We start from the raw sequence: 4,741 nt of genomic DNA on the forward strand, positions 1-4,741 counted from the left end.
ATCTATTTACACAAAAAATTTGACAGTTTCCTAAAATTTTTACTATTCATTAATTTTTCCACTACTTAGCACCCTTGAGCAATTATCCACAGAAATCATACGATTTTTGCCTTTTTTAGCTCTATTTTCTATTTCTGTGGACCATTACTTGGCACCTTTAACTCCACTATTTGGTACCTTTAACTCCACTATTTGGTACCTTTGACTCCACTACTTAGTACCTTGGGCTCCACTATTTGGTACCTTTGGAATTTGCTATCGCTTGAGTCTCTAAGGCTAATAGAATACCCTTAATACTCTATTAATTCCTTTTAATGTCTTATAAAGTATCTATTAAATTAAATAAAAAAGACGAAATGAAAATCTCGTCAGAAGTAGTAATAATCTTATCAATTATTTTGAGTAAGACTAAGTAGTTTTTTAAAGTAATCATTTATAAAAGTTGATAAATGTTTGTAGCCATTTTTCTTTGCTAACTTTTCAATTTCTGATTTAACATCACTATCAATTGTTATAGAAATTGATTCTTTTTCCACGTTTTTCTTAGATACAAGGTTTAACAGATCAGAGTAATTTTGAGTGTTCTGTTCATTTTGGTTATTTTTACTATTGTTATTAGAATTTGATTGCTTTAATGCTTTAGCAATATTGTCGTCAGGTTTAAAAGCCATATATATTTATCCTTTCTTAACTTTATAATTTGTTTTCTATGTCTTCAAATGTTTTAAAAACTTCGCCAAAAAACTTTCTTTGCTGTATTGCCAATTTATGGTCTTTTGCCATTTCACTCAAAGAAATTTTATTTAATTCAGATTTATTAAATAACTCTTTATAAGGAATATAAGCAATACAACTATTATCACCTGATTTTTTTCATCTTTTAAGCTATTTAAAAGATCACGTGAACTTGTTGTATTATGCTTTAACATGTTAGCTAAGAAATAAAGATTGGCGGTTACATACGATTTATGAGATGTAAAATCAATTGCTTCTTCAGATAATTCTTTTAGTCGTTCTTTCAAGTTATATTTAGCTTTATAACCATATTCGCTTGGTGTAATCGGGCTTAATATATCGTCGCTAACGATAATAGCATTCTTGGTAGCTGTACTGAAATCTGGGTGACAATCAATCAGAATGTAATCATATTTATCTATATGTAACTTTTGATAGTTATCATATAGCCACAAATATAGCATCATGTTTTTATTAGTTTTATTTTCGATTAATGTCTCTATATCATCAAGGTGCATATCACCAGCAATTAAATCGATATTTTCCCCAACATTATGAATTACTACTTCATCTTTAGGATTTAATATATTGCCTACACTGCCCTTTTGATCATAAACATTATAGGTTTGACTAAGATTACATTGATGATCTAGGTCAATAAAAAGAACCTTCTTTTTATTATCGGCTAGCCATGATCCAAAGTTATATGCAATGGTAGTTTTTCCTACTCCGCCTTTAATTGCTGAGAATGTAATTATTTTTGTCATAATATTATATTAGCTCCTTAAACTTAGTTCTAAATATTTATTTCAGTATTATTATAAATCGCATTAGTCGCATTATCAATATACTATTTAAATATTATTAATAATAATATCATTACATGATATTTTTATATATAAATATATATTCTACGATCATATTTCAATAATAAAAAAAGAACACAAGTAAAAATTGTGTTCCTCTTATGAAATAAATATTTAGTAGCTGAGCTACAGTACTGATTGTAAAGGATAATATTTGTAATTACAACATAAAATCTTTTGTTGATAGAATACGATGATTGATAGCTTTTTCTTTGCTGAATAAATCTTTAATCTTCTGCTGATAAGCGGTATCAAAATATTTGGTAAATTTTGATAGCTTATTGGGGCTAATTTCCAATCGGTTTTTTGATAATAAATTATTTTGGTTATAAGCTTTATCAATTAATCTGTTGTACATAGTAGCCCAAGGTTGTAAATTTGTAATGTTTGTTGCTTCTTTTAATGTTAGAAAAGCTTGAATTCCCAAAGTGCTAAGACTACCAAAATAATACATATTTCTAATTTCGTTTACGTTATCTGGAAGGAAAAAATTATATTTTGAATCAAATGTTTCTATAAGGTCAATAGCATCTACAGCCATTAAGGAATCAACATTAAGATTGTTCGCTATTTTTTTCTTATCTTTAAGCTGCTTTTCTATCTTCCATATAAGTTGCTTTGATTCAAAAAATATGATTGTATCCCCTGCTTTTCTGTTAATGGGAATTGCCACATGGGGAAAATACGTTTCTCCAAATACGTAATTTGATAGCACATTATCATTCATTTACTGTAGAATCCTTTCTTAGTTAAATGAAGCAATTAAAGATGGATATTGATTTGTAATTAGTTCATTTACACAATCAACCATGTTAAAAGGAATCGCACAAATTTCCATTAGATCATATAAGTTTGAAAAATATATGCTATTCTTGCTTAACCCTTTAAGAATTAATTTGGTAGCAGTTCTATCTGCATAGTATTCTATTTTAATATCTAGAATTGCACTATCACAGTCACAACGTTCTTGATCTCCATTTAAATAGTGACCTAGTTCATGTGCAAATTGAAAAGCTTGTTTTCTTTCTCCTACGTCTGTGTAATTTAAAAAGATATTTCTGTCTTCGGGAACAACACATGTAGGTATGGGACTTCCTGGTTCTTCTAGATTAACATCTAATTTATATTCTTTTGCTATTTCAAATAAAAAGCCGAATAGTATATCCTTAATATCCATTTTTAATCACTCTTTTATCACATCTTGAACATATGTTCTAATTAAAAGGACAGCATATTTGTGTTCGCTTTGACAACAATAATGTTATTAAAACTATTCAAATAAATTTCTTAGATTTTTGGATTATAATAAATATAGAAATAAAAATGAGGAGAAAAAAATGGCTAAAGGAAGAAAAGCAATATCATTGGCTGCTCGTATACGTAGAGAGCGCATTAAGGAAAATTTAAATGAACTTTTGAAAAAAAGAGGCATGACCCCGAAAGAATTAGCAGAAAAAACAGGTATAGCATATACAACCATAAATAACTATCGACGTGTGTACGCACAACCTTCTTTACCTAGTAAAAAAAATCTGCTTGCTATGGCTAAAGCTTTAAATTGTGAACCGGATGAAATTGATCCATCCTATCTACAATTTGTAGTGACTAATGATAAGTTAGACAATAAAGAGAATTTACAAATTTTCTCTTCAAATTTAGAAGCTTTAATCAGCCGTGAAGGATTAACTTATAAGGAATTTTGTGAAAACCTAGGCATTTCATATCGTGCATTATGGGGTTGGGCTACTGGTGAGATTAAACCAAGTGAAGAAAGTCTAGAGATACTATCTAAACACTTTAGAATTCCAATTAGCGATCTCCTGAATACTAGTATTGATACAGAAGAAGCAATTAAGCGACCTTTTGAAATACTTCAACATATTCCAAGTAATCTTTCAAAAGAAGATAAGGATCAAATCATGGATTTCATTGAATTTATAAAATTTAAAAATAAAAGGAAAGCTAGAAATGGATACTAACAAGCTAACAGAATTAAGAAAAGAGATTGATAAATACCGTCCATTAGATTCTGATCAGATAAGAGCACTTAACAAGGATATTCGAGTGGAACATATTTGGTCATCAAACGCCATTGAGGGAAGTAAAATTGATAAGTTTGAGACAGAAGCAATAATTAATAAGGGAATAACAATTCATGGTGAATCGATAGGAGATGTATTATCAACTATTGATTTAAATGAAGCGTACGATTATATGCTAGATTTAGCTAGTCATAAGCAACCTTTATCTCAAACTACTATTCGTGATTTAAATAGATTGGCCTTAGCAAAAACTCATCCAGAGTGGGGTGGTGAGTATAGAGTGTTAGAAGTACACCCAGCTAAGACTGATTTTAATCCGTATACTGAACCGTTTGATATTAGACCAGAAATGGATAATTTAATTGAGTGGTCTAGAAAAGCCCAGAAAGAAATGCACCCAGTTAAATATGCAGCAGATCTACACTATAAATTTGTAACAATCCACCCTTTTAGAGATGGAAATGGACGGACAGCACGTTTGCTGATGAGTTTAGCGTTGACGGAAAATGGGTATCCTGTAGTTAATATCATGCCTGATAAGGAATCAAGAGAAGAATATATGGAAACTTTACTTGATTCTCAGAAAAGACATGATCCAACTGCTTTTGAAGACTTGGTTGGAAAGTACACTGAAAGGACTTTAAAAAAACGAATTCAAATCTTGCAACTTAATGAAAAGAATAAAGAAGAAGCTAGAGAAGAAACTAGGTTCTCAAAAGAGCAATTGAACGAATTAGCCAAACGTCATCGAATTAAGAGTAAGCTTAGGAAAAGAAATTAACATATTTATCGTAGCTTAATGAGAGATAAATATTATTATGAATAATATAATTGCATTGCTTTTATATTGCAGTAATATTATTAAAACAACTTTTTACAAGCTGGTTATATATTATCTAAGTCGATTCAACTAGCATCACACGTATTGTATTGTCGATATAATATAATGATATTATTTAAATATTATTTATATAATATTGATATATAGAATATAATATTATAATAAAAGCATGAATATAATTCTTTAATGCTATTTGTGCAAATAAAAAGCCTAAAAAGCTTGATACTATGCAGCTTTTTAGGCTTTATTATGTTATA

Annotated in this window: 5 protein-coding genes and 1 pseudogene; 2 read left to right on the plus strand and 4 right to left on the minus strand. The window is 29.1% G+C overall.

Annotated features, from left to right (window positions below):
* Nucleotides 1-389: 389 nt before the first annotated feature.
* The 4 genes and pseudogenes from FC45_RS07115 to FC45_RS07130 form a co-directional block, all read right to left on the minus strand.
* A complete protein-coding gene (locus FC45_RS07115) occupies nucleotides 390-671 on the minus strand; it encodes a ribbon-helix-helix domain-containing protein (RefSeq protein WP_006585540.1) in 282 nt (93 codons plus the stop codon).
* A gap of 22 nt (nucleotides 672-693) precedes the next feature.
* Nucleotides 694-1,502 (minus strand): annotated as a pseudogene (locus FC45_RS07120) (ParA family protein).
* Nucleotides 1,503-1,761: 259 nt separating this feature from the next.
* Nucleotides 1,762-2,328 carry a hypothetical protein gene (locus tag FC45_RS07905; protein WP_006587826.1) on the minus strand — a complete coding sequence of 189 codons (567 nt, stop codon included), beginning with the start codon at nucleotides 2,326-2,328 and terminating at the stop codon, nucleotides 1,762-1,764.
* 18 nt (nucleotides 2,329-2,346) lie between these two features.
* A complete protein-coding gene (locus FC45_RS07130) occupies nucleotides 2,347-2,778 on the minus strand; it encodes an ImmA/IrrE family metallo-endopeptidase (protein WP_006585536.1) in 432 nt (143 codons plus the stop codon).
* A 160-nt stretch (nucleotides 2,779-2,938) separates the two neighbouring features.
* Between FC45_RS07130 and FC45_RS07135 the strand changes: the two genes are divergently transcribed.
* Both FC45_RS07135 and FC45_RS07140 read left to right on the plus strand, forming a co-directional pair.
* Nucleotides 2,939-3,580 (plus strand): helix-turn-helix domain-containing protein, encoded by a 642-nt coding sequence (locus FC45_RS07135; RefSeq protein ID WP_006587827.1) that lies wholly within the window; start codon nucleotides 2,939-2,941, stop codon nucleotides 3,578-3,580.
* On the plus strand, nucleotides 3,570-4,424 hold the full coding sequence (locus FC45_RS07140; RefSeq protein ID WP_006585533.1) for a Fic family protein: 855 nt from the start codon (nucleotides 3,570-3,572) through the stop codon (nucleotides 4,422-4,424). Before FC45_RS07135 ends, FC45_RS07140 begins: the two co-directional genes overlap by 11 nt.
* Nucleotides 4,425-4,741: the final 317 nt, after the last annotated feature.

This window comes from Lactobacillus jensenii DSM 20557 (genome assembly GCF_001436455.1).
In the GTDB taxonomy this organism is placed as follows: Bacteria; Bacillota; Bacilli; order Lactobacillales; family Lactobacillaceae; genus Lactobacillus; species Lactobacillus jensenii.